The following is a 23,576-nucleotide window of genomic DNA, read 5'->3' on the forward strand; positions in this document are numbered from 1 at the left end:
CTTTACATTTTATCGCTAACACCAAAAAAGATATAAATAAAGACAAGTAAAATCAGCACTATGATACCGGCAAAGATAAAATATACCGGATCACGCCTATGCCTTATTTGTTCTGATAGCTGGTATAAGGCCTTAATATCTCCTGTTGGCAATGTCCGGGGGGTATCACCAGCCCCAGGTAGTATCTCGACCAGATCATCCAGCAATTTCCGCCGTTTAGCTAACAGCTGCGCCAGCGCGATATTGCCGAGATAATAATCAAATTGTAATTGCTCAATATCCTTGTTCCAGGGGTGTAAATAGGCGGTGGAAATTTCAGTCTCCAGCTGCAGCTCCGAATAAACACAAACCAGGGTGAGATTGTCATGGGCACCTGATTTTAATACCTTCTCCTGTATGTCACCCAGTTTATTCTCGATGCTGTTATCCGTTGAAAAACAGTTAAACATTAAACTATCACTCACTTCGCTATAAATACCGTCACTGCATAATAAAAATAACTGCCAGGCGGTCATATCCAGCAGTTTGATTTCCAGGCATAACTCCACATCCAGTCCCACCGCCCGGGTAATAGCATTGCTTTTGGGCATTTTTTTCATTTCATCTTCACTAAGCAGTCCTGACTTCATCAGCTCGGTCGCCTGGTTATGATCCCAGGTCAGGCAAAATAACTCCCGGGCATCTTGCCCGTAACAACGGGAGTCACCCGCCCAAATAAGAATACCGAGATTATGCCAACGGTTAAGCAACACCAAAGTCGTGCCCATATAGGCTCCGGCAAAGTTTTCCCCGGCATAGTGATAAATATTAAGATTAGCGTTAAAAACCAGCTGCTCCAGCTGCTCCACCCGCTCCACCAGCGTTTCTTTGAGCTGAACATTTTCAAAGGCCTGTTTAAGCATTTGACTGGCTAAAGCGCCGCCTTTTCCTCCCCCCATGCCATCTGCCACTAACCATAACTGATTGTTATCGTCGCTAAGACAGGCATCCTGGTTTTCACTGCGTACACGTCCCTGATGGCTGATAGCCTGACTTTGCCAGTTTTGCGTTAACATCAAGTTTCTCTTTCCAGAAAGCTGATATAGGCCTGCGCAGGCGGCATATCGTCAAATACTCTAAATTGCGGCGCGCGCCTCTGGCTGCCGCATGACCACCAGAAGCTATATTTAGGAGTTTGATGCTTAATAAAATTACAGGCCATGGCAGATACTGCCGGAGTCAGATCCTGCAAATCGGTGAGTTCACAACTAAAAAGTTCACCGCCGGTTAATGATGAAACCAAGGCCTCAGGGATCAAACGACCGGTTAGTGCTGCCTCGGTTTCCCGGGTCAAATGCGCCAGTAATACTTTAAGATCTATGATTTTCTCATCAAGTAAAGCAATTAAAAAATCTTCAAGGCGAATAAGTTCGCTTTCCAGGCAACACAACAAAGCCAGGGGATTATCTTGCCCGTCCAATTCCACCACCAGAGTAAACGGGTATAACCTGCCAACCTTGTCGACACTGGGCATAGTGATCCCCAAAAAGGCATTGTCATCCAACAGACCTTCACTGAGGTAAAATCGCCAAACAGGCGCATTTAAATACAGCTTTTGCCACTTGTCTTTCAGCTGCCAGCCGGCACTTTCCATCGCGCGCATTTGCCAGTTGTCCCAGTGGTCAATAAAAACCGCACTTAGATTGCGGCGGATAAAATCACCAAATGCCGGTAATTTTCCATAAAAGCCTATGCCCTTGATCATAAGCGCTCCAAACAGACAAATTCGGCTAAAGCAGGAATAGCCAAGGGATGTACCCTGCGCCGGGAAGCCACGGCATAAATAGCCTGATAGCCATCCAGGGTAAAGGTAAGTTGAAAGCTGTTTTTTTTCAGAGGCTTAACCTTGCTACTTGCCAACAGGCGAAATAAACCAAAAGTACCTTCCTCCCTGTGCACCACCTCGCTGCCATCTTGCCGGGTAAAAGACAGGGTAATGTGTTCAACGCCCCTGCTGCCGGGCCAGGTGATCTTTTTAGTGATCGGCGGACCGAACTGATAAGTTACCGGCTGACCGGAGATATTCAAACTGAAACGCCTCACCCTGGGATCCAGATATACCGGGGTAAACTCCAGCTCAACAAAGGGATTGTCGCCGCTGATATCAAAATAACTTTGTCTGATCAGGTTTGCCTGCTGAAAAAATCTCAGCGCCTGCTGTGAATATAGTAACTTTGCCGGTACCTCCCCTTTCCAGCGCCAGGGCACACTGACATTATCAATCAGTTTATCCAGGTATTGATCATAAAAACGCTGCAGCAATCCCGAACGGGCAAAAAGGGTACTAAAGTCCTGCAGCAAAATCTCCTGCCTGGCCGAAGGCATAAAGGGATAACCCTGAGCGGTGATCTTTTGACATTGCTGTAAATAAGATTGTTGCCAGACACGGGCCACTTCCTTGCTGGCGCCATACCATAAAGCATTTTCGGTTTCCTGGCTGATTTGCTCAAGCCAACGCTTTAACGGCATAGCTTGCCTGACAGCAAACGTTCTTAACCCCTTAACCGGTTTATGCTCTTGCTTAGCCTCAGAGACAATGCCCTGGCCACTTTGCTGACTTAACAGCGATAAATGGACAAAAAGCTCCGAAAGCGCATTGAGCAATTTATCCTGGTAAGCCAGTTTGTTTGCTTCATCATTTACGCCATTGATAGTAGCAAACGCCTGTGTCACCTGCTCTTTCGGGCTAAGCTTTTCGCCGCCAAGCCCGGCCCCCTGATCGGCTAAACGCCGCAGCCGGCTTTCCCCGGAAAAGCCCTTGTCCAATAATTTCTGGGTTTTATCCATCAAACCGGGTTTGCTCAACCGGGTATTTAATTCAAGGGTGTTTAACAGATAAATAAAGGGAGAGTGACTGCCGCTGGCACTTTCAAGGGCTCGGATCCCTCTGGAGAGTTCGGTAAAGGCATCTATGTGTAATTGCCCCAATAAGCTTTTCCATGCCTTGATATAGTCCCGGGTATAAAGGTCCATAATGTCGCTTTTTAGCCGGCGAAAATCCGGCTCTTGTTCTTGATCGCCTAATACCCAGCTATAGCGGCCATTGTCATGTAAAAAGGCCTCCAGCAGCTCTTGATCCGTTTTGTCAAAAAACTCCCGGCTATAAAACAAAGATAGTACTTTTTCCGGCTGTGGCGGCGCGGCAAAGACATCTTGCCACGCCGGTCCGGCAATATCTGCCATGGAGAGCATAAAGCTGGTATTGCCAAGATAGTCCTGTTTAAACTGGTGATAATATAAGTCGGCTAACTGGCTTTGTTTCAGCTTGTTTTGTGCCCGGGTGATCACTTGCTGATCCAGATTAACCCTTAACCCGGGTTCACGCAGCACATGCTGAAAATGATTCAGCAGGGCATTAAGCTGCTCTTTTGACAGCCGGTTTTGCTGCTGCCAGCTTAAAGTTGTCTGCGCCGTTAAAAAATCGATATCCCTGTCCCGTTCACGGTCCAGCATCAAATAAGCCTTCAGGTTTTGAAAAATAACACCGGTATCGACATTGCTGCGTGTTAATTGACTTTCGAATAAGGTTTTTACCCAGGGCATGACGATGACATTAGCCAGGCGCTGATAGCTTTCATTAACGGCATCATAAAGCGCTCCCGCCTGGCCCAGTCCCAGTTGATAAAAGCCGCCCTGGTGCGCTTTTAAGCTGGCAAGCATATTCTCCAGCTGGTTTAACGGCTGCAAGCCCAGCGGCACTGTCATGGCCTCCTGCCCGCTGTGCTGATATTGTTTCAGCCAACTCAGCAGCTGCTGATCGGTTTGCCGGATCATGGCTTTATTATCCTGGTAGCTGAAATACCAGCCTGCCACCAATAACAAAGTTATGGCGCCGGCCAGGGAAAAAGCACCGGTTAACAAGCGTTTTTTGCGTTTTTCATAAGCGGTGAACACCCCAAAGGCATTGGCTTCTTTAAAGACCAGGTCTTGCAGCAGGTTTTTAATAAAGTAACTGCGCGCTTCAAGGGGAAAACTCAGGGTATTTTTGGCGTTTAGCCCCAAGCTGGTGGCAACATTTGCCAGCAAGTTATCTATGGGAGCCCCGTGCTGGGTACCGCTGGTGAAATAAAGGCCCCGGACAATGCCCCCCCGGGTAAAATCGTCTTCATGGCAAAATGCAGTGACCAGCTCCTTCAAGGCGTTTTTCAATGCCGCCACCTGGTGGCTAAACAAATAAATACTTTTCTTGCGTCCGCTATCACGCTCCTGCTCCATGCGCCGCCACTGCTGGTGGCACAAGGAATGCGTCAGCGCCGCAAACGCCTGTTCGAACTCGCTCATCACCCCGCTGCCGGTACCGGTAAAGGTCAGCCCGAATACCTGTTCGCGCTCACGATAACCGTAACTTTCAAAAAACTCGCTAAACCCCGGCAACAGATCTGTTTTCGTCAGCAGCAAATATACCGGCAATTTTACCCCAAAGCAGGCATTTAACTCACTCACCCTTTGCCTGGCAGCATTTATCTGCTCATTAAGCCCGCCCGGGTTTGCCGTTAACAGTTCATCAACGCCGATGGCCACCAGCACACCATTAATGGGCTTTTTACGAAACTTGCAAATGAGCGCAAGAAACTGCTCCCAGGCGGCACGGTCAAGCTCACTGTGGCTATCCCGGCTGGTATAACGCCCGGCAGTATCGAGCAATACCGCTTCCCGGCTGAACCACCAGTCACAATTTTTTGTACCGCCCACCCCCTTTACCGCAGGTTCACCTAACTGGCCGGCCAGGGGGAACTCTAAACCCGAATTGGCCAGCAAAGTGGTTTTACCGCAACCCGGCGATCCTATGATCATATACCAGGGTAAACGGCTGAGCAGTTGCTGCCCGCCGGTATTTTTATTAATCAGGGTAAAAGCCTGGCTAAATTTTTCTTTGAGCTCAAGGGCTTCGGCATCTTTATCTGCCTGATCCTGTCCGTCCCCGGCCAGCGCCTGATTCAGCTGCTGCTCCTTTTTTTTCTCTTGATGGTAGCGATAAAAGCTGCTCACCGCCCAGATCAGCAGTATTAATAAAATCACTAAGAAACGCTGTGAAGGCTGGTATAAAGGATAGTAACCGGCAAAGGCAATATAGGGGCCGGCAAACCAGATGATCACGGATAAGCAAATAACCAGCAGCAAAGGTGTAAACCAGCTCAGGGTGAAGAGTTTTCTTATTGCCGATTTTACTTTCGCCATGATGTCAACCCCTTAACCAGCAGCATCACTTCTACCCTGCGGTTGCGGCTCCTGTTTTCATCACTGGTATTGGCCACCAGCGGCTGACTGTCAGCTACGCCCCGGGCATATATGCGTCCGGGCCGGTCCATCAGGGATGTCAGCCAGGTTTTCACAGCATTGGCCCGGCTTAGGGAGATACTCCAGTTTGAATCAGCTTTGCCGGTGGAGTCGGTATGACCCACCACCAGCACCGAGCCCTGATAACCGTCAAGCAGGGCCTTAAAAGCAAGCTTCTCCGGTAAAAACTGGCTATCCGGCTGCAAACTGCCGCTGGCAAACAGTGCAGCATGCTTTAAACGGATCACGACAAAACCTTGCGTCACGTCAACGCTGACCAGACCCTGCCTGATATCCTGTGCAAACAGCCCCCTGACATTATCCAGTACTGCACCGCTATTTCCCCGCTCCCCGGTTTCCCTGCCAACTTCTGTAGCTCTCTCATTATCGGGAGCCTGCTGTTTTTCCCAGCTGATCAATTCTTGCCAGGCGACATCCGATAAATGCCGGTATACGGGTTCAACCTGACCGCGTAATAAAAAGAAAAATGAAAAATAGCCGATGGCCAGAATAATGAGCATCAGCGAAAAGAGCAGATAGGGGGACTGATACCTGAATGCTTCCCCACCAGCTTCCGTGACCCCTTGCCAGGCAGGGGACAAAGGGCTATTTTCGCCGCGGCGTACTTCAGAGATAGCGGCCACCAGCTGCTGGTTAATGTTGCTCAGGGTTGCACCGTTATCTTTAGCGATGCGGTATTTGCCGGCAAAGCCCAGACTCAAACAGACATAAATCAGTTCCAGCAGGTTAATATTTTGTCCCGGCTGTTGCAGCAGCTTGCCCGCTAACAGGAAAAACTTTTCACCGCCCCAGGTTTCATTATGTAATTTAGCCAGCAGGGTCAGTTGCGCCCACTGGCTGTCATTGCCCCAGGGCGTAGTCAGGACAATTTCATCCACCAGGCAGCACAAGAGATAACGTGCCGTCACTGCCGCTTCCCTGCTCTCTCCTGCCTGAACCGCCAGGGATTCAAATGCCAGTAACTTGTCTTCTATATCTTGTCTAAGCTGCTCCGCTGTGGTTCCCGGCGCGATAACGGCAGCACTGCCGACAAAAATTAAAATATCATTCGCCGCAGCCAATAAAGGATTTTCCAGGCTATCAAGGCACAACGGCTGCGTTGCATCCAACCTGGCCCTGACACGGCGGGCAAAATCAACGCCGGCAATTTGTGTTTCTTCACTGCCCTCGCTCGCCCCCCGCCTTCCCCCCGGATTCGGCATGCCTATGGTATTATCGTCATGGTTAGACACGTTATCTGGTCCTTACCGCCCAAAGCTCTAATTTCAGGTTGGGAAACTTGCTACCGACATGAATGGCAAGTCCCCCTGATGTTTCCAGGCTTTGCCAATACTGCCCCTGTTGAACCAGTTCAAAATAAACGGTGCCCTTTTGATAAGGTATTTGCCGGGGAGCCACCGCCAGCGGAGTGATTTGGATCCCCGGCAACTGGACATTCACCAACTCTTTAATTTCTTCTACTGCACCAAGTTTGACCTGGCCCGGGAAAAACTTCCTTAATTCATCCAGCCCCATGTCCGCACTCACCGCCAGCACAAAAGCACTGTTGGTTAACAGCCGCTTATCAGGCAATACAGCGATATTCACCCCGGCTTTGCCGTCTTTTAGCGCTATATTGACGGACTTTTGTTCAAGTACGGCACTAAAAGAAGCTTTTAGCTCACTGATAAGCACATGAAAACAATCACTTAGCTGCTGGTGATTATAGATAGGCAAATCAGGTGCTAACTTACCGGCATGGGTAAAGGTGGAAAATTCACCAATAAGCTCAATAAAAAGCAGGTACAGGAAATAAGGGTGAATACAAGGATAAGAGCTGACATGCACTAAGCGGGGCAAATAACGGTTCAGGCATAATAACATCAAAAAATCGGATACTTCACTGGCTACCGCCTTGCCTTCCACCGAGACCCGGTTGGCAACGGCCTCGGCCCGGTGACGGACAACACTTTCAAGCTCCTCCAGCGCACTGCAGATATAAGCACAGCTTTTGATATTGATGGTAGAAGCAATAAAATCATGGCTAAGCACCACCTTGCCGTCCCCTTTAACTTCCTCCACCCGGGCAAGCGGAATAGAGAGATACTCGGCCCTGTCATCTTTTTCCCTGAGCAGCCTTAAATTTAATGCGCAGACCTCAACATGATTTTTTTCGGCGTGATCGCAGCTGGTATCTCTTAACGGTATTTCTTCAAGCAAATAACGGCAATAACCGGCTTTTTGCTGGTCGCGGCTAACTTCGGTATTGCTGGCGTGAAAAAGATACAAGCATAAATAAATGATCTGTCCCCGATCTTGCCCGGTGATTTCCAATGCCGGGGGCAAGTTGTCCCGATCCGGGATCTCAAAAAAGCTGCCGTCGGGAAAATAACCCGATGCCTTTACCAGACTGACTTTACCGGCATTAAGTAAGGCACTGTCAATTTCAAGGCTTGCCATTCCCCACATAGGATATTGATAATGACTTTGCTGAGCTTGAATAAGCTGCTCAAAATAACGGGTTTGCTGCTGAAAGTGCTGAGGCAGCATCAGCATGCCCTCGCTCCAGACCACTCTTTTTTGCCCGGGCATAAACCTTACTCCCGGATCTGGGCGTTGATGCTTAACTTATTTACCCGGATCAACAGCTTGCCCCTGCCAAAAATAGACATCTTCTCCTCCGGTACCGCCACCAGTTGCCGCCAGGAGGCATTTTCAATATCCATAAAGCCGGATACCAGGCCAAAATATTTCGTGTTTTTGGAAATATCGATTTTAATGGTCTCTGTGCTGCCCGGTTGCACCAGGTAATCGTTGCTTTGGATCAACTCATTGCCTAAACCGCCAAGATCTGTCGCCAGTAAATCAGTGAAACCGGAATTGGCAAAATTGGCGTCATTGGTCAGCTGAAACACCCTTAATAGTACCGGTGACGGATCACCGGAAAAGTTGGGATTGATATTTTTGACCGCTTCAATTTCATAAACAAAGCCCCTTTCTTTATCCGCAGGAGAAACACAGGCGGTTAAAAGCAACCAAGAAAAGACGGTAATAGAAATGAGTTTGGGTAATATAGCCATTATTTGCTCGACTCCTGATGTTCCTGATTAAGTTTTGACACCTGTTGCTCATAGGCCCGGGCAAAATCCTGCCCTAAGAATTCATTAAGGTTCTCAGTGATCTTACTCTCAAGCTGCCGATGAGTAGTTTTATACTGCTGCCAGTATTTTGGGCTGGATAATAAACTGCGCAATTTATTGGGAGATGCTGCGGCTGTTTTTTCTATCTGCTGCGGCGACAAAGTCTGTAGTACCTGCTGTAAGGCCGCCTGTAGCCCGGCAACAAAGGCCATTTCATGAATTTGCAAATCGGTGATCGCCTGGCTGACCGCAGCTTTCGCTTCAAGATACGCGGGCTTTCTGCGGGTAAATAAATGCTCCAATGCATCTTGTTTATCGACGGAAAACTTCAGCGGATTATTGGATCTGGGCTGGATGGTGGTCATCGACAGCCTTGAACTTTGCTTAAAGACCGCCCGGCCATTAATTAACTTGATAATGCCTGCCGTAGCTTCATTGACAACATCGGCAATATTATCGACAAAGGGCTCGGGGTTTTGCAGCAATTCGGGAGTAAGTGTCAGTCCCAACTGGCGGCTTAAGGCGGCAACAGCATCAAAGCTGTCATGGCCTTCTTTAACCGGGTCTTTCCCGCCTGTATTGACAGACAAATCAGGTGTACCGTCAACAGGAGCCTTTTCAGCATCAAGATCTGCAATACCCTGCTGTTTATTTAAAACATTATCCGGTGCAAGCGCAGCTTCAGATGTTTGTTGCTCGGTTGAAGCGGTAACGGCTTCGTTGAAATCCCAATCGGTAGGAATTTTCTCCACCGCGACATTATCCGGCTTAAAGTAACCATCGAGCGCGCTATCGGCGCCATCACTTAAAGAAAGTTCACTTTGTTGATTAACCTCGGGGGAGGTAAAAGCTTGTTCACTCAAGCTCTCCCCTGCAATAGCATCGCTCTCACCGGGAGTTGTCTCAGCTAAAGGATGAGCACCGTTTAATATTTGCTGAACAGGATCTAGCTCATTATTGATTAATAGCCCCTCATCCCGGGAGATATCGCTGCCCTGGTCTGCCTGAGCAGTACTTGGTGTAATAGCAGACTTTTCCTCTTCATTGAGCAGAAAATGCAGTTCATAAGGGCCGATAATAACCGCAGTGCTGTTATCGAGTTTTATTCTGTTGCCTTTACCTATGGCCTCATCGGCTTCCTTTAACCAGCAACCGTTAGTGCTGATATCGGTAAAGAAAAAGCTGCCCTGGAAGTAATCTATCTGCGCATGTCTGGAAGAAATAAAACGTTTCGCATCTTCAAGCACACAGGTATTGCCTGCTCCCCTGCCTATGGTCGCTCCGTCTTCACCTATATTGATAACCTGCGCCGATATTTGAGGCTTTTGGGTATTAACGACGCTCAGTTCTAAAGTGACAGCCATGGATTTTCCAGCCTAGTTATTCAATCACTGGTGGTAGATGCATGAAAAACGACTTGGCCTGATATCCGATATACAGGCCTTTGAAGCCAGAATTGCCGCAAGCCTTAATTGACGTATAAAAGTGGCACTTACCACCCTTTAAAAATCTAGCACAATATAACAGATCCGCTAGTCTAATCAGGTAAATGAACTGATTCATTTTTTAGGCTTTTTCGGCAAAATCTCAGCTAAACTTAACCTGATTCAATCAGGCTTACATCACAGTTTACCGGGCAGGTTATGTTACAGCTGGTCAACCACACTCCTTTTACCAGTCAGCTCCTGATCACCACCAATCCTGAGGGTGAAGATATTGCCGTACTGTGTATCAAAGCCAGTTTCAGCATATTGCCTGAGGTAATGCTGGCACCAGAGCAACTCCCGGTTAAACTCAGCGACGAGTTTATCGGCGACCCGCAAACATCCAGCCTGTTATATGCAAGCGAATGCCTGTTGGCAAAACCCGGACAGGACATCGTACTTAACGGCAGTGCCTGGTCTCCCACAGGCAAAGCAGAGTCCGAATTTGACTGCGGTATCAGCATAGGCAAATTTTCAAAAAATATCCGTATCTTTGGCGATCGCCACTGGCATAAGGGAAACATCAGCACACCGGTCCCGGTACTTTCCATGCCCTTGACTTATGAAAATGCCTACGGCGGTTGTCACCACTTTTTACCCGATCAAGAACTGTCACCACAATCTGCTGTTTATTATCCGCAAAACCCCATAGGAAAAGGATTTTGCGGACGCAGGAAAAAAAACGACACCCAGGGGCTACCTTTGCCTAACCTGGAAAACCCGGAAAAACTTATCGCCGACATTCAAGACACAGTATTGCCCTGGAGCCTGGGATATATTCCCGGCCATTGGCCTGCGAGGAAAGAATATAGCGGCACTTATGACAGTCAGTGGCAACAACAGCGCAGTCCCTTGTTACCGCTGGATTTTGAGCGAAAATTTTTCCTCGCTGGCGCCTATGGCTGCAACCTGCTCCCCGGATCCCTTTGTGGTGGGGAAAAAGTTGAACTTACCAACCTGGCAAAACAAGGCTTGATCACCTTTGTGCTGCCCGAATGTGAATTTAAACTAGAGGCGACCTTTAACGGTAAAACTTCCCAAGCCAAACTGGCCCTGGAAACCCTGTTATTAGAGCCGGAGCTCAACCGCTTTTGTTTATTGTGGAAAACAGAAATCAACTGTCATAAAAACCCCCTGCTGTTAAATGAAATCACCATAGCTCTAACCAGGGCTGAGCACTTTTTGGGATTAAGCTGATCAAGGCAAAACGATATTGTCACAGCAAAGGCCAAGGTCGCGGGAAATTTATTGCAATCACTCTGGTATAAACGAAGAATCTCTTCTATTGATATACATGAGTCCCAATATTTCGGAACAAACCCATGGGCACTACTGTATACGCCAACGGCAGAGGGGTAGTACACAAACAAAGCGGCGGCATGAGCCTGGTCTTTCCCGATGTCTGTAAAACCCCGACCCCAGGGGGACCCGTACCGATCCCCTATCCCAATACCGGTAAGGCATCCGATACCAGCTCAGGCACAAAAAAAGTAAAAGTTGATGGCCAGATGGCCATGGTAAAGGGAGCAAACTATTCCAGCTCCATGGGGGATGAAGCAGGATCCGTCGGCGGCGTTGTCAGCGGCGTCACCAGGGGAAAATGTGAATTTATGCTTTACTCCTTTGATGTAAAATTTGAAGGTAAAAATGTCTGTCGCCTGGGAGATACGCTGTTTCACAACAAGAAAAATATTATGGGGTAAACCGAGGTGGCGCCGGCTCCCGTGATCAAAAGCGTGATAGAAAGCCATTTTGATGAAGCAAGCGATTGCTACGCGGACTTGCTTGGAACAGAAAATACCCGGCAATTCGCCCAATACCGCCACCAACTGTATCAGCGCCTGATGGCAAACCTCGAAGGCCTGGTTTTAAGCGGGGACTACGGCTGGAGTTTATGCCAACAATCTCTGGAGAACGAGGCTAACCGCGCCGACGAGCATTTTGTCGTGGCTTTTTTAGCCTTTGAATTCAACGATATCCGTTATGTCAAAAATATGCTTGGCAATGCCTTTATCGACAGCCGTTTTTTCAAAGCGACTTCAGATGCGCTATGCTGGCACACCTGGCAAAAAGCACAGTTTTGGGCGAATCAATTTAGCCGGTCAGAAAAAATCAATGACCGGCTTTTAGGTCTGCGGGCATTCAGGTACCACCAAAAACAAGCGCCGTTATCGTTATCCCTGAAGACAGCGGTTGAAACCTGTTTTAACGGCCAGCACAAGATCGCCCGGGATTTCTTGCTAACGGATGTGATCACGGATAAAGATACAGAACTGCTGCCGGTGCTCAATCCGTTTATTAACGACGAGCTCAGCACCGGCAATTTTAACTTAATTTGCAAATGCATAAGCCTGCAGGGATTTCAACTTATCGACCGGCTGCTGCCCTTCATCAGCCAGCAGAATACCAACCAGGAAAATGCGGTGGCTTTTGTTTTTTCCCGTATCGCCAAGCCCAAGAGATGCCAATGGCTAAATTTCTTAAAAGCCCACCCTGATGACATCCGGCTATTATTGATTGCCATTGGCGCCATGGCAGATAGCCAGTACCTGGACTGGGTTATCAGGCAAATGGACAATCCCGAACATGCCCGTCTGGCGGGTAAAACTTTCAGTTTATTAACCGGCATTGACCTTAATGAAAAAGGCTGGACATTAAATGATGCCAGTTTGGACCAGGCTTGGCTGGCTTATGATTTTGACGAAAGTTTCGACTGGCCGGATAAAAGCCAGATCATCGCCAATCGCGCCACTTGGCAGAACAATCATTAACTCCGTCTCTGCCCATTCACATTCCGACGGTATCTTTCCCGGCCTTAACCAAGAAGCTCCTGAGCTTTCCTCAGCAAATATTTCGGAATCAATCATGAGACGACAAACAGAATATTTCAGGATACAAAAATCCTTGAACTATCATAGCTGCGAAAATGTAACAAAATAATACAAAAATACTTGCGCAAAACCGGTTGAAAAATATACTATCGCCAATGCAGTGCAATTATGGAAGCACTGCATTAACAAAAATAATGATATCATTTATAAGGATTATTTATGAAAAAGTTATTAACCGCGGGACTTCTTGTCGCATCCTCTTTCGCTACTTCTCAAGCATATGCAGCCGCTATGGAGTGCTATGTCGATACACCAGCCTACGACCAGTATACAACAGGTTATTGTTCTGCCTTGGTATGGGGTGCGAATAAAGCAACAGCCGTATTTAGAATTAAAGACGCAGCCAGTAAACCTATCAGTTCAGTGAGCTGGGGCGGCGCAACGGCAAGCTGTGGCACCGGGGGCGCATACTGCTCGATCACCATTTATGCTTTCAGACAATACACAGCCACAGCCATAGTGAATTACCAGGACGGTACCTGGAGTACGGCCTCGGCTACCGCCTCGTTTGAAGATGGCAGCTAGTCACTTGTACTTAAATCTTCGGGGAAAACTTGATGGTTTTCCCCATTTTGTACTGCACGGAACTTCAACATCATACCGGGATAACCTACCCTAAATTAACCGCTGAGGTTCTTCCCTGACAAAACAAAAGCCTGTCCTGTATATAACTGACGCCCGATTTCCGAGCGACAGAAAAGCTTAGTCTTTATTGAAAGGTTTGGCTGTTGTTGACATTACCCGCCGTTTCAGCCGAAGCCGATGCCCAGGAAAAATCACCGTAAGCCTGTCCGCTGCCAACAAGCTGCAACGAATAACCCGCAGGCGTCGATGAGGTTTCCGCTACACCGATATCCGTCGAAGTCATGCCCGATGCCGGACCCGAGCTTGCCGTTAAGGATCCTTCATAGCTAAGAAACTGGATCACTTCTCCTGCGGCATTTACTAAAGCCAAACCATCGGCGCTGCCATTTTGCAACCCGCTGATAGCAAAGCTAAGCGTACCCATGCCCCCCTGCTGGTTGGTTAAAGTACCGGTCAGGTTTTCAGTTTTATAGACACCGCCACCGTTGCCGTTGTAACCCACCAGGCTCCAGCCACTTAAATCGGTATTGGCAGAGCCGGCAAGTTCGACAAACTCATTAACGTCGCCGCCGCTGTTATCGTAATGAATTTCATTAATCCAAACCACAGCCGCAGGGGTATCGGGTACGCCAATACCCGAGCAAATGTTTTCAAAGACACAAGTAACATAATCAGGATTATCGATAAAAGGGTTACGATTGCCCTGATAGCCGTAAATCACGTCATTACGACGCTGCTCAAACGCATCCACGGGATCTTCTTTATGCCACTGTAGCAAAACAGACTTTAACCCCATATAACCCACGGAAATATTGGCCTTGGTTTGTGAAGCATCCATCAGACTGCGGTCATCGGTGAGGATCAAATCCGGCTCGTCATGGCCGGTAATACCATGTGTACCGCCCTCATAGCGCACCGCCATATACATCAGTGCCCTGGCAACATCCCCGCGCCGGCCGTTCCAGGTTTGCCAGCGGCCATCGGTATGGCTGCCCCCGGTCCAGTTGGACTCACCGGCGCCGCCGCCGCGGGCATTGTTATATTCGGTGGGTTTTTCCGTGCATCCGCTGGTACAGTTATCATAAGGTTTGTCGTTTCGGCTGGTGTTGTAACTGTCGTTGGCAATAAATAAATGGTGGGCATCGGTATAGGGGTAGTTGCTGCTGACATCGACCGGGAAGCCGTAAGATTTGGGCCAGCTATGCTCGCGGTTATAATCGCTGTTACCGGCGCCGTGCTTGATATAACTGGCATTAAGATAAACATCGATAACATGTGCGCTATTGTCGGGATCCTGATCCGCCTGCTCCAGAATATCCCAGGTATCAGTTGCCGTGCTGCTATAAGGGTATCGCTGGTGATCATCTATGATCTGATGCAAAGAATTCCTTAACGCCTGGGCATTGGTATTATCTGCCATATCATAATAACCTTGGGGAACTTCGGCATTAACCGCCAAGCCGGGCAATAACAATCCGGCACATAAAGCTTGGATAGAAATCTGACACAAAGATTTCCTGAGTTTTTTATTATTATTCATTATATTTCCTTCACGCTTTTATTTTTATTGTTAATTTGCATTCGCGAGCCGGTTTTCGGCTTTACTCCTGACCATTCCTGTCAGGGATAAACAATATACCGACGTTATATGTCATTAAAATGACATATAACGTTACCCTCCCTCTTGATGGAAAAATAACCACCTGGACAACATTTTATATAATTCCTTCTTTCGACCTTATGGTTATTCGCTTACGAATCAATACAGTATTTTACCGATTGGTCAGCATCCTTCTGTAGGAATTACGACCAGATATCACAAAAAAACGACAAATTGATGCGAAAATTTGCGCCAAAAAGGAAAATAACAGTGAAAAAGGTGTTCAAAAAAGAGAAATAGTTTGTCCACCTCCGCCGGAGGAAAGAGCTTCAGGAAAGAAATTCACAAGACTTCATCAGTACCCGCCATTGAACTCATGCACTAAGTTTTGATACTGTATTTAACGGCAATCCAATGCTAATCACACTAAAAATATAACAAAGTTAAATTAAGGATAATAAATGAAAATATTCATGTTAGCACTTACGGTTACCCTTAGCTTTACTGCAACAGCCAATGCGGCGGACGGCAAGGCTTTATACACGCAAAAACTCTGTACCACCTGCCACGGCGCTGAAGGAAAAGCCCCCATAGCCCCTATGTACCCCAAACTTAACGGACAAAATGCCACCTATTTGCTCAATCAAATGAAAGATATAAAAAGCGGCAAAAGAAACAATGGCATGTCGATGACAATGAAACCTATGATGGCTGCGGTATCGGAAAGCGATATGACCGCAATTGCCGATTACCTGGCGAAGGTCAAATAAGTTATTCCCCTATACACCAGCCTTGTTTAAAAGCTTTCCGGCACTTTTTACAAGGCTGTTTTCAGCAATAACACTTACTTTTTCTCACTCAACCAGCGGCTAAATCCCGCACTGATTTTTTCAATGATTGCCTGATCCGAGCCTAAACTCAGTGCCATACAGTGCTTAGTAACAGCCGGAATATGCAGGGTCATACCTTGAACGACCTGGTCCTTGGAATAGCCGAGCATTGCAAGTCGGTGCTCTAATGACTCCTGGGCCAGACCGACAGCGTCAACGCGGCCATTAAACAATTTCCTTAAATTTATCTGCTCGTCAGCGGAAATGTCCAGGTTAACCCCCTCAATAAAACCTTGCTGCACTAAATAGCTGTGGTTGTGATCATCGCGCATCACACCAATAAGCGCCTGCCTGACCCCGGCTAATGAATCTATATTTCTGGTATTGCCCTTAAGTTTATATAAGTTAACGGTGACGCCTTCATTTACCGGACAAAACCAGTGGAAATAAGGCTCCCGTGATTTTGTCCTGAAAATAGAATAAATCAGCACATTAGGTTTGGTCATGCCCAGGTGATAACTGCGCGCCCAGGGATAGAGCGTTATCTGATAATCAAGCCCGGCATAATCAAGTATTTTCCGGACTTTACGGGTAACAGTACCTGAGACAGGTTGAGTATCGACAATAAACGGCGGCCAATGATCGGTGACAACTTCCAGCTGCTGCGCTTGGGCGGCACAGAAAAACTGAAAAACAAAAAGCAGAGCTAAGAAGTAGTTCACTTAACAACCAAAATAATTGTCAGTGTAAACAGCATAAGCGTATAACAAGAGAAATCAAGTCAGCACAATAACAGGCCAACGTCTCTCACTGTTACCCCGATCACAAGCAGCGCTGCAACACAGCTTATGATATTACTGATAGGACCTGACCCACTTCCCAGCGATAAATAAGGGAAAATTGGCGGGCCAGGCTTACATTTTTCTGATAAATAACGGCTTATCAGCCAAGCACAGACAGCAAGGCTTCTACCGGATGCCGGGGTTTGATATTGCCTAAACGTTTTACCTGGCTACGGCAGGAAAAACCGGTTGCCAGTACCTGCTGCTGGGCAAGTGGCTCAAGTTTTGGCTGCCAGCTCATATCAAACAGGGCTTTGGAGTTATCCAGATTGCTCTTTTCATGACCATAAGTGCCCGCCATACCGCAGCAACCAACGGCAATTTTTTCCAGTTTCTGATCAAAATGGTTAAACAAGGTCACCCATTGATCTTCACTTTTTGCCAGCGCGGTTTTCTCGGTGCAATGAGCAAAAAGCTTATAGCTGACTTTATCCGCTGAACTACCATGACCTCTTATACTTGCCATCTGAGGCAATTGCCCCTTTTCCAGCAAACTTGTTAGCCATTCATGGGCAAGCAATACCTCGAAATCACCGCGTTTATCGCCCAGCACCTGCTGGTATTCATCCCGGTAACACAACACCAGGGAGGCGTCTAAGCCCAGCATAGGAATTTCCAGTTGCTGTAGTTGGTTTAAAAACTCGGCGGCACTGCCGGCAGTTTTAGCAAAACGGGACAAGAAACCTTTCACATGCTGGGGTTTACCGTTGGGTTTAAAAGGTACCAAAATAGGAGTAAAGCCTAGCTTGGCACTGAGCTTCATCAAGGCTTCTACTGCTGTGGCATCATAAAACGAGGTAAAGGGATCTTGAACAATCAGCACATGCTGCTGGCGTCTTTCAAGCGGCATTTGCTGCAGGGTTTGCAGGTTAAATTCGGGATACCCGGCGTCGCTCACCCTTTGCTGCAGGGTAGGCACAGACAATAACGGCGTATCGACATAACCGATAGTTTTGGCAGAAAGCTTGTCATAAACCTTAGAGCTTAATACCTTGTTAACCAGCTTAGGAGCCTTGGCCATCACAGGAGCCAACACTTCAACATTGGCCACCAGGTGATCTTTTAACGGCCGCATATAGCGCGAATAATAAAGATTGATAAAGCGAGCGCGAAAGTCCGGTACATCCACTTTAATCGGACACTGGCTGGCACAGGCTTTACAGGCCAAACAACCGGACATGGCCTCCATCACCTCATGCGAGAAGTCCTGCCCGTTGTTATTGCTGAAACGGGTTTTCACCTTATCCAACAGGCGTTTTACCGACCAGCCGTTAATGTTCTCTTCCAGTGCGAGGATATCGACCCCTTTATTTTCTACCAGGCGAAGCCACTCGCGCATCAAACCGGCACGCCCTTTGGGCGAATGACGGCGATCCCGGGTCACCTTGCTCGACGGACACATAGGACTGTTAACATCATAGTTAAAACATAAACCGTTGCCGTTACAGTCCAAGGCAGAATTAAAGGAGTCCTTGACCTGCACCGGAATTTGACGGTCGAAGTAACCGCGCTTTTGCCCGTCTACCGACACCAGAGATTCCGTAGATGCCAGCGGCGTACAAATCTTGCCCGGGTTCATCTTGTTTAACGGGTCAAAGGCGGTTTTTATTTTTCTTAGCTCCCCGAAAAGCTGCTCGCCAAAAAACTGCGGGCCGTATTCGCTGCGGTAACCTTTACCATGCTCGCCCCACATTAAGCCGCCATATTTGGCGGTTAATGCCACCACCTGATCGGAAATTTCCCTAAGCAGTACTTCCTGCCCGGGATCGCACATATCCAGCGCCGGACGCACGTGTAATACACCGGCATCAACATGACCAAACATACCGTAATGCAGACCGTGGCCATCCAGTAAAGTGCGGAATTCGGCGATAAAATCCGCCAGATTTTCCGGCGGTACCGCGGTATCTTCGGCAAACGCCAATGGCTTTTGGCTGCCTTCGGTGTTGCCGAGCAAACCGACAGATTTTTTACGCATGGCATAAAGCTTATTGATGCTCCCCAGATCTGAGGTGACCTGGTAACCAATCACGCCGTTATCCCCCTGAATATCCAGATCGAGCTGATCGGTTAACCCTTTCACCTGGACCGCCAGGGCTTCAACGCTTTCGCCGTTATATTCCACCATATTGATGCCGTCCATGACTTTACCCGGCACGTCGGTGATCAAATCGCTGACGCTGTGCCAGATAATGTCTTCACGGGCAAGGTTTAATACCTTGGAATCTATGGTTTCCACCGAGGTAGCCTTAGCTTTTACCAGGCTCGGGGAATGACGCAACGCCGAGTCGAAACTGTCGTACTTGATATTAATCAAGGTCTTTGCCGGCGCTATCTTGGTTAAATTAAGCTTGGCTTCACAAACAAAAGCCAGTGAACCTTCCGAGCCGGTGATCAGGCGCGTTAAATCAAACCGGGATAAATCATCATTAAAAACATGCTCTAAGTCATAACCGGTTAAAAAACGGTTCAGGCGCGGGAATTTCTCTAATATCAATTCCCGGTTGTCGCGGCAGGACGCCAGCACCGCTTTGGTGATACGTCCCAGGCTGGAGTCTTGCTGTGACAGTTGTTCGGCATCGCTCAGCGCCATAGGCTCAGTAGCGATCAAATCGCCGTTGGCGAGCACAGATTCCAGGCCTAAAACGTGATCTGACGTTTTTCCGTAAACCAGCGACCCCTGCCCGGAAGCATCGGTATTGATCATGCCGCCCACCGTGGCACGGTTACTGGTGGATAAGTCCGGCGAGAAGAAAAAACCATGGGGGCGCAGGTAATCGTTAAGCTGATCTTTAACCACGCCGGCTTCCACCCGCACCCAGTTCTCTTCGACATTGATTTCCAGGATACGGTTCATGTACTTGGATAAATCCACCACGATCCCCGGCGTTAAACTCTGGCCATTGGTGCCGGTGCCGCCGCCTCGGGCGCTGAATTTTATACTGTCAAAACGGCTGTCGCTGGCCAGACGGGCAATTAACTGAATGTCCTGTTTGCTGCGCGGATGCACCACCAACTGTGGCAGTTGCTGGTAAACACTGTTATCTGTGGCCACCGCGAGCCGGGCACTGTACTGGCAATTGATATCGCCGGTAAAAGGCTGCTCGGAAAGTAACCGGGCAAATTCTTGAAATAAAGGAGAAACAAGGTCTTGATGATCTAGCCGGGGTAACATAAAAGATAAATTTCTGCTGACAACATTAGAGGTCGTGCAGTATATCACGGCGGCAGCAAAAAACATCTGCTAAACACCCAGAAAACAAAAAGCCCGGAAATTTTACCTTTTACTGAATCAAGTGCTCAGAAAAGTAAACATTATCGGGCTTTTTCTATGGCTACGCAGCTTATGCGGCGTAGCTTTTATCACGAAAAATTAGCGGTAAACTTACTTACCGTGTTGCTCCGCCAGGTATAACCAGGTCGGTAATACCGTATCCGGGTTCAATGACACACTGTCTATGCCCTGCTCTACCAGCCAGGCGGCAAAGTCGGCATGATCCGATGGTCCCTGACCACAGATTCCGACGTACTTGCCTCTGGCCTTACAGGCTTTAATGGCCATTTCCAGCAGGATTTTAATGGCCGGATCGCGCTCATCAAATAAGTGGGCGATCAAACCGGAATCCCTGTCCAGACCTAAAGTCAGCTGGGTTAAATCATTTGAGCCGATAGAGAAACCGTCGAAGTGATCCAGGAACTGATCCGCCAACAAGGCATTGGACGGCAATTCACACATCATGATCACCCTAAGGCCGTTTTCACCGCGTTTTAAGCCGTGCTCCGCCAGGATGTCGATAACCGCTTTAGCTTCGTCTAACGTACGTACGAACGGGATCATCACTTCAACATTGGTCAGGCCCATGTCGTTGCGTACCCGCTTGATGGCTTCACATTCGAGCGCGAAACATTCACGGAAATCCTGTGAAATATAACGGGAGGCGCCGCGGTAGCCGATCATCGGATTTTCTTCATCCGGTTCAAACTCTTCACCGCCGACCAGGTTGGCATATTCGTTGGACTTAAAGTCAGACATACGGACAATGACTTTCTCCGGCGAATAAGCCGCTGCCAAAGTCGCGATACCTTCGGTCAGTTTGGCGATATAAAATTCCACCGGGCTGTCATAACCGGCGATGATATCATCGATCTCTTCCCGCAGATCTGCGCTCTGGCTGTCATAATTAATCAGTGCTTTAGGGTGCACACCTATCATTTTGTTGATGATAAATTCCAAACGCGCCAGGCCGATACCGGCATGAGGCAACTTGGCAAAGGCAAAAGCCCGGTCCGGGTTGCCGACGTTCATCATAATTTTCAGCGGTAGCTCAGGCATTTGATCTACTTGAGAAGTAGTCACCTTATATTCCAGCTTACCCTCGTAGATATAACCTGTATCCCCTTCGGCGCAGGAAACGGTAACGGCATCACCGGCGTTAATTTTACTGGTGGCATCACCACAACCGACAACCGCCGGAATCCCCATTTCACGGGCAATGATAGCTGCGTGACAAGTACGGCCGCCACGGTTGGTCACAATGGCAGAAGCACGCTTCATGATAGGTTCCCAGTCGGGATCTGTCATATCGGTGACCAGGACATCGCCCGGCTGGATCTTGTCCATTTCCGCAAGCGAGGCCAATACTTTCGCTTCACCGCTGCCGATTTTAGTGCCGATCGAGCGGCCTTCACAAATCACATCCGCCGTTTCCTGTAACTGGAACTGTTCCATTACATTGGCATTTTCACGGCTGCGTACCGTTTCAGGACGCGCCTGTACTATGTATAACTTACCGTCCAGGCCGTCTTTGGCCCATTCGATATCCATAGGACGCTTATAGTGCTGCTCGATGATCACCGCCTGTTTGGCCAGCTCTTGTACTTCACCGTCAGTCAGGGAGAATTGATTGGAAACTTCAGGGTCGATATCGACAATTTCCACCTGCTTGCCGTGGCTTTGATCCGCAGAATACACCATTTTGATGGCTTTGCTACCGATATTGCGACGCACTACCGCTTGCTTGCCTTTGGCTAACGTTGGCTTGTGCACATAAAATTCGTCAGGGTTTACCGCCCCCTGCACCACCATTTCACCCAGGCCGTAGCTGGAAGTGATAAAGACCACATCTTCAAAGCCCGATTCGGTATCGATGGAGAACATCACCCCGGAAGAAGAGATATCACTGCGCACCATGCGCTGGATACCGGCAGACAGGGCTACACCGCGGTGGTCGTAACCCTGGTGTACCCGGTAGGAAATGGCGCGATCGTTAAATAAAGAAGCAAATACGTGCTTAATCGCCACCATTACGGCGTCTAACCCACGTACGTTGAGGAAAGTTTCCTGTTGCCCGGCAAAAGAAGCATCAGGCATATCTTCGGCGGTAGCGGAAGAGCGCACCGCGAAAGAGGCATCATCATCAAAACCGGCGGCTAATTGACCATAAGCCTGTTCGATATCGTGTTGCATTTGTGGAAGAAAAGGCGTGTCGATAACCCATTGACGTATGGTTTCACCGCACTTAGTCAGGGCATTGATATCATCAACGTCCAGGGTGTCGAGTAAATCATGGATTTTATCATTAAGACCGCTTTGTTCGAGGAATTCGTTAAAAGCATAAGCCGTGGTCGCAAAACCGCCGGGTACCTGCACGCCTACATTCGCAAGATTTGAAATCATTTCACCAAGTGATGCGTTCTTGCCGCCTACGCGGTCAACATCACCCATGCCCAGGTTTTCATACCAAAGTACGTTTTCTTGCACAACAATAATCTCCATTATGGATAACTAACGATATATGAGGAAAAGCTCTTTATTATGAGCTCCAGACATTCTACACTGCCCGCTACAGAAACCAAAACACAAATTGAAAGTTTTCATTAAGGGTTACAGATGCGTGCAGCTTTTTATATTTCAGACGGTACGGCGATCACCTCGGAAGTATTTGGACATGCCTTATTATCGCTTTTTCCTACCGAATTTGAGCATTTCACCATTCCATTTGTCGAATCACATGAAAAAGCCGAGATGGTCAAACAGGAGATCAATAAAACGTTTAGGCGAACCGGCGAACCGCCGCTGGTATTCCATACCTTTGTAAATCCTGAAATCAGGGAAATTATAGACAGTTGTGACGGCATTATTTATAACTTTTTAGAACATTTTGTCGCACCATTAGAACAGCAGCTGCAACTTGAAGCCAAACCTAAGGCCCACCGCACCCACAGTATTCATGAAAACAACTACGACTACCGTATCGATGCCGTTAACTACGCCCTGGCCAATGACGACGGCTCCAATGTCAGCAACTACGAACATGCCGATGTCATTTTAGTGGGGGTTTCCCGCTCGGGCAAAACGCCAAGCTCACTCTACCTGGCACTGCAATACGGGATAAAAGCCGCCAACTACCCCTTTACCGACGACGATATGGACGAACTGAAACTGCCTGACTTTCTCAAGAAAAACAAAAGCAAGCTCTTTGGCCTGACCATAGACCCCCAGCGCTTGATGGAAATTCGCGACGGCCGTATGGCCAACAGCAAATATGCTTCGGCCCGCCAATGCCGCATGGAAATCCGCGAAGTGGAAAAGCTCTACAAAAAGGAAAAAATCCCGTTTTTAAATACCACCAAATTATCGGTGGAAGAAATCACCGCGAAAATACTTTCTGCCACCGGACTGCAACGACATAAATACTAGGCTTTTTTCCCCGGAATCGCTTATATAACGTTCAGTTATAGACTTTCAGGCGCTTTATATCAAAAAAGTTCCAGTTTTCGCTAAAATTCCTGATAAAGCGGTTCCCTTCCCCGGCTTATTTAGCTATGTTAGCCCCATATATATATTGCACCGCAAAAAGGTGCAATTTTCTCATGCTGTAGACACGC

At 48.1% G+C, this 23,576-nt stretch carries 17 protein-coding genes; 6 read left to right on the plus strand and 11 right to left on the minus strand.

Annotated features, from left to right (window positions below; translation table 11 throughout):
• Positions 1 to 2 precede the first annotated feature (2 nt).
• Genes SG35_RS15070 through tagH form a run of 7 tightly spaced genes read right to left on the minus strand, consistent with a single transcriptional unit; the run spans position 3 to position 9,820 of the window.
• Positions 3 to 1,055, minus strand: a complete 1,053-nt coding sequence (locus SG35_RS15070; protein ID WP_044834630.1) for a PP2C family protein-serine/threonine phosphatase — start codon at positions 1,053 to 1,055, stop codon at positions 3 to 5.
• Entirely contained in the window at positions 1,055 to 1,744 is a 690-nt protein-coding gene (tagF, locus tag SG35_RS15075) for a type VI secretion system-associated protein TagF (protein ID WP_053043271.1), read from the minus strand. The genes SG35_RS15070 and tagF overlap by 1 nt, the downstream gene beginning before the upstream one ends.
• A complete protein-coding gene (gene tssM, locus SG35_RS15080) occupies positions 1,741 to 5,217 on the minus strand; it encodes a type VI secretion system membrane subunit TssM (protein ID WP_044834631.1) in 3,477 nt (1,158 codons plus the stop codon). The genes tagF and tssM overlap by 4 nt, the downstream gene beginning before the upstream one ends.
• Positions 5,205 to 6,569: a type IVB secretion system protein IcmH/DotU gene (gene icmH / locus SG35_RS15085; RefSeq protein ID WP_044834632.1), complete on the minus strand. Its 1,365-nt coding sequence runs from the start codon at positions 6,567 to 6,569 to the stop codon at positions 5,205 to 5,207. Before icmH ends, tssM begins: the two co-directional genes overlap by 13 nt.
• A gap of 1 nt (position 6,570) precedes the next feature.
• Entirely contained in the window at positions 6,571 to 7,908 is a 1,338-nt protein-coding gene (gene tssK, locus SG35_RS15090) for a type VI secretion system baseplate subunit TssK (RefSeq protein ID WP_044834633.1), read from the minus strand.
• Between the two features lie 5 nt (positions 7,909 to 7,913).
• On the minus strand, positions 7,914 to 8,396 hold the full coding sequence (tssJ, locus tag SG35_RS15095; RefSeq protein WP_044834634.1) for a type VI secretion system lipoprotein TssJ: 483 nt from the start codon (positions 8,394 to 8,396) through the stop codon (positions 7,914 to 7,916).
• Complete coding sequence (tagH, locus tag SG35_RS15100; RefSeq protein WP_044834635.1) at positions 8,396 to 9,820, minus strand: type VI secretion system-associated FHA domain protein TagH; 1,425 nt, start codon at positions 9,818 to 9,820, stop codon at positions 8,396 to 8,398. The genes tssJ and tagH overlap by 1 nt, the downstream gene beginning before the upstream one ends.
• A 279-nt stretch (positions 9,821 to 10,099) precedes the next feature.
• On the opposite strand from tagH, the gene SG35_RS15105 reads away from it, so the two are divergent.
• The 4 genes from SG35_RS15105 to SG35_RS15120 all read left to right on the plus strand — a co-directional run bounded on the left by SG35_RS15105 (position 10,100) and on the right by SG35_RS15120 (position 13,356).
• On the plus strand, positions 10,100 to 11,137 hold the full coding sequence (locus SG35_RS15105; RefSeq protein ID WP_053043272.1) for a DUF2169 family type VI secretion system accessory protein: 1,038 nt from the start codon (positions 10,100 to 10,102) through the stop codon (positions 11,135 to 11,137).
• Positions 11,138 to 11,262: 125 nt separating this feature from the next.
• Positions 11,263 to 11,643 carry a DUF4150 domain-containing protein gene (locus SG35_RS15110; protein ID WP_044834636.1) on the plus strand — a complete coding sequence of 127 codons (381 nt, stop codon included), beginning with the start codon at positions 11,263 to 11,265 and terminating at the stop codon, positions 11,641 to 11,643.
• Positions 11,644 to 11,649: 6 nt separating this feature from the next.
• Positions 11,650 to 12,711 carry a hypothetical protein gene (locus SG35_RS15115; RefSeq protein ID WP_044834637.1) on the plus strand — a complete coding sequence of 354 codons (1,062 nt, stop codon included), beginning with the start codon at positions 11,650 to 11,652 and terminating at the stop codon, positions 12,709 to 12,711.
• Between the two features lie 279 nt (positions 12,712 to 12,990).
• Positions 12,991 to 13,356 (plus strand): hypothetical protein, encoded by a 366-nt coding sequence (locus SG35_RS15120; protein ID WP_044834638.1) that lies wholly within the window; start codon positions 12,991 to 12,993, stop codon positions 13,354 to 13,356.
• A gap of 184 nt (positions 13,357 to 13,540) precedes the next feature.
• Here SG35_RS15120 and SG35_RS15125 read toward each other — a convergent pair whose 3' ends face one another.
• A complete protein-coding gene (locus SG35_RS15125; protein ID WP_053043273.1) occupies positions 13,541 to 14,956 on the minus strand; it encodes an endonuclease in 1,416 nt (471 codons plus the stop codon).
• A 521-nt stretch (positions 14,957 to 15,477) separates the two neighbouring features.
• Here SG35_RS15125 and SG35_RS15130 point away from each other — a divergent pair.
• Positions 15,478 to 15,786, plus strand: coding sequence for a c-type cytochrome (locus tag SG35_RS15130; protein ID WP_044834639.1), 309 nt, complete (start codon positions 15,478 to 15,480; stop codon positions 15,784 to 15,786).
• Positions 15,787 to 15,860: 74 nt separating this feature from the next.
• On the opposite strand, the gene SG35_RS15135 is transcribed toward SG35_RS15130, so the two are convergent.
• The 3 genes from SG35_RS15135 to ppsA all read right to left on the minus strand — a co-directional run bounded on the left by SG35_RS15135 (position 15,861) and on the right by ppsA (position 22,449).
• Positions 15,861 to 16,568, minus strand: a complete 708-nt coding sequence (locus SG35_RS15135; protein WP_053043274.1) for a type 2 periplasmic-binding domain-containing protein — start codon at positions 16,566 to 16,568, stop codon at positions 15,861 to 15,863.
• A 220-nt stretch (positions 16,569 to 16,788) separates the two neighbouring features.
• The gene (gene ydiJ, locus SG35_RS15140; RefSeq protein WP_044834672.1) at positions 16,789 to 19,863 is read right to left on the minus strand and encodes a D-2-hydroxyglutarate dehydrogenase YdiJ; all 3,075 of its coding nucleotides are present in this window, start codon (positions 19,861 to 19,863) and stop codon (positions 16,789 to 16,791) included.
• A 210-nt stretch (positions 19,864 to 20,073) separates the two neighbouring features.
• Positions 20,074 to 22,449, minus strand: a complete 2,376-nt coding sequence (gene ppsA, locus SG35_RS15145; protein ID WP_044834673.1) for a phosphoenolpyruvate synthase — start codon at positions 22,447 to 22,449, stop codon at positions 20,074 to 20,076.
• Positions 22,450 to 22,578: 129 nt separating this feature from the next.
• On the opposite strand from ppsA, the gene ppsR reads away from it, so the two are divergent.
• Positions 22,579 to 23,388: a posphoenolpyruvate synthetase regulatory kinase/phosphorylase PpsR gene (gene ppsR, locus SG35_RS15150; protein ID WP_044834640.1), complete on the plus strand. Its 810-nt coding sequence runs from the start codon at positions 22,579 to 22,581 to the stop codon at positions 23,386 to 23,388.
• Positions 23,389 to 23,576 lie beyond the last annotated feature (188 nt).

This window comes from Thalassomonas actiniarum (genome assembly GCF_000948975.2).
GTDB classification, from domain to species: Bacteria; Pseudomonadota; Gammaproteobacteria; order Enterobacterales; family Alteromonadaceae; genus Thalassomonas; species Thalassomonas actiniarum.

Coding starts and splice junctions, on each gene's coding strand:
- SG35_RS15130 (WP_044834639.1), top strand. CDS start 15,478: ATGAAAATATTCATGTTAGCACTTACGGTTACCCTTAGCTTTACTGCA.
- SG35_RS15105 (WP_053043272.1), top strand. CDS start 10,100: ATGTTACAGCTGGTCAACCACACTCCTTTTACCAGTCAGCTCCTGATC.
- tssJ (WP_044834634.1), bottom strand. CDS start 8,396: ATGGCTATATTACCCAAACTCATTTCTATTACCGTCTTTTCTTGGTTG.
- tagF (WP_053043271.1), bottom strand. CDS start 1,744: ATGATCAAGGGCATAGGCTTTTATGGAAAATTACCGGCATTTGGTGAT.
- SG35_RS15070 (WP_044834630.1), bottom strand. CDS start 1,055: ATGTTAACGCAAAACTGGCAAAGTCAGGCTATCAGCCATCAGGGACGT.
- ydiJ (WP_044834672.1), bottom strand. CDS start 19,863: ATGTTACCCCGGCTAGATCATCAAGACCTTGTTTCTCCTTTATTTCAA.
- SG35_RS15110 (WP_044834636.1), top strand. CDS start 11,263: ATGGGCACTACTGTATACGCCAACGGCAGAGGGGTAGTACACAAACAA.
- SG35_RS15125 (WP_053043273.1), bottom strand. CDS start 14,956: ATGAATAATAATAAAAAACTCAGGAAATCTTTGTGTCAGATTTCTATC.
- tssK (WP_044834633.1), bottom strand. CDS start 7,908: ATGCCCGGGCAAAAAAGAGTGGTCTGGAGCGAGGGCATGCTGATGCTG.
- SG35_RS15120 (WP_044834638.1), top strand. CDS start 12,991: ATGAAAAAGTTATTAACCGCGGGACTTCTTGTCGCATCCTCTTTCGCT.
- tssM (WP_044834631.1), bottom strand. CDS start 5,217: ATGGCGAAAGTAAAATCGGCAATAAGAAAACTCTTCACCCTGAGCTGG.
- ppsR (WP_044834640.1), top strand. CDS start 22,579: ATGCGTGCAGCTTTTTATATTTCAGACGGTACGGCGATCACCTCGGAA.
- tagH (WP_044834635.1), bottom strand. CDS start 9,820: ATGGCTGTCACTTTAGAACTGAGCGTCGTTAATACCCAAAAGCCTCAA.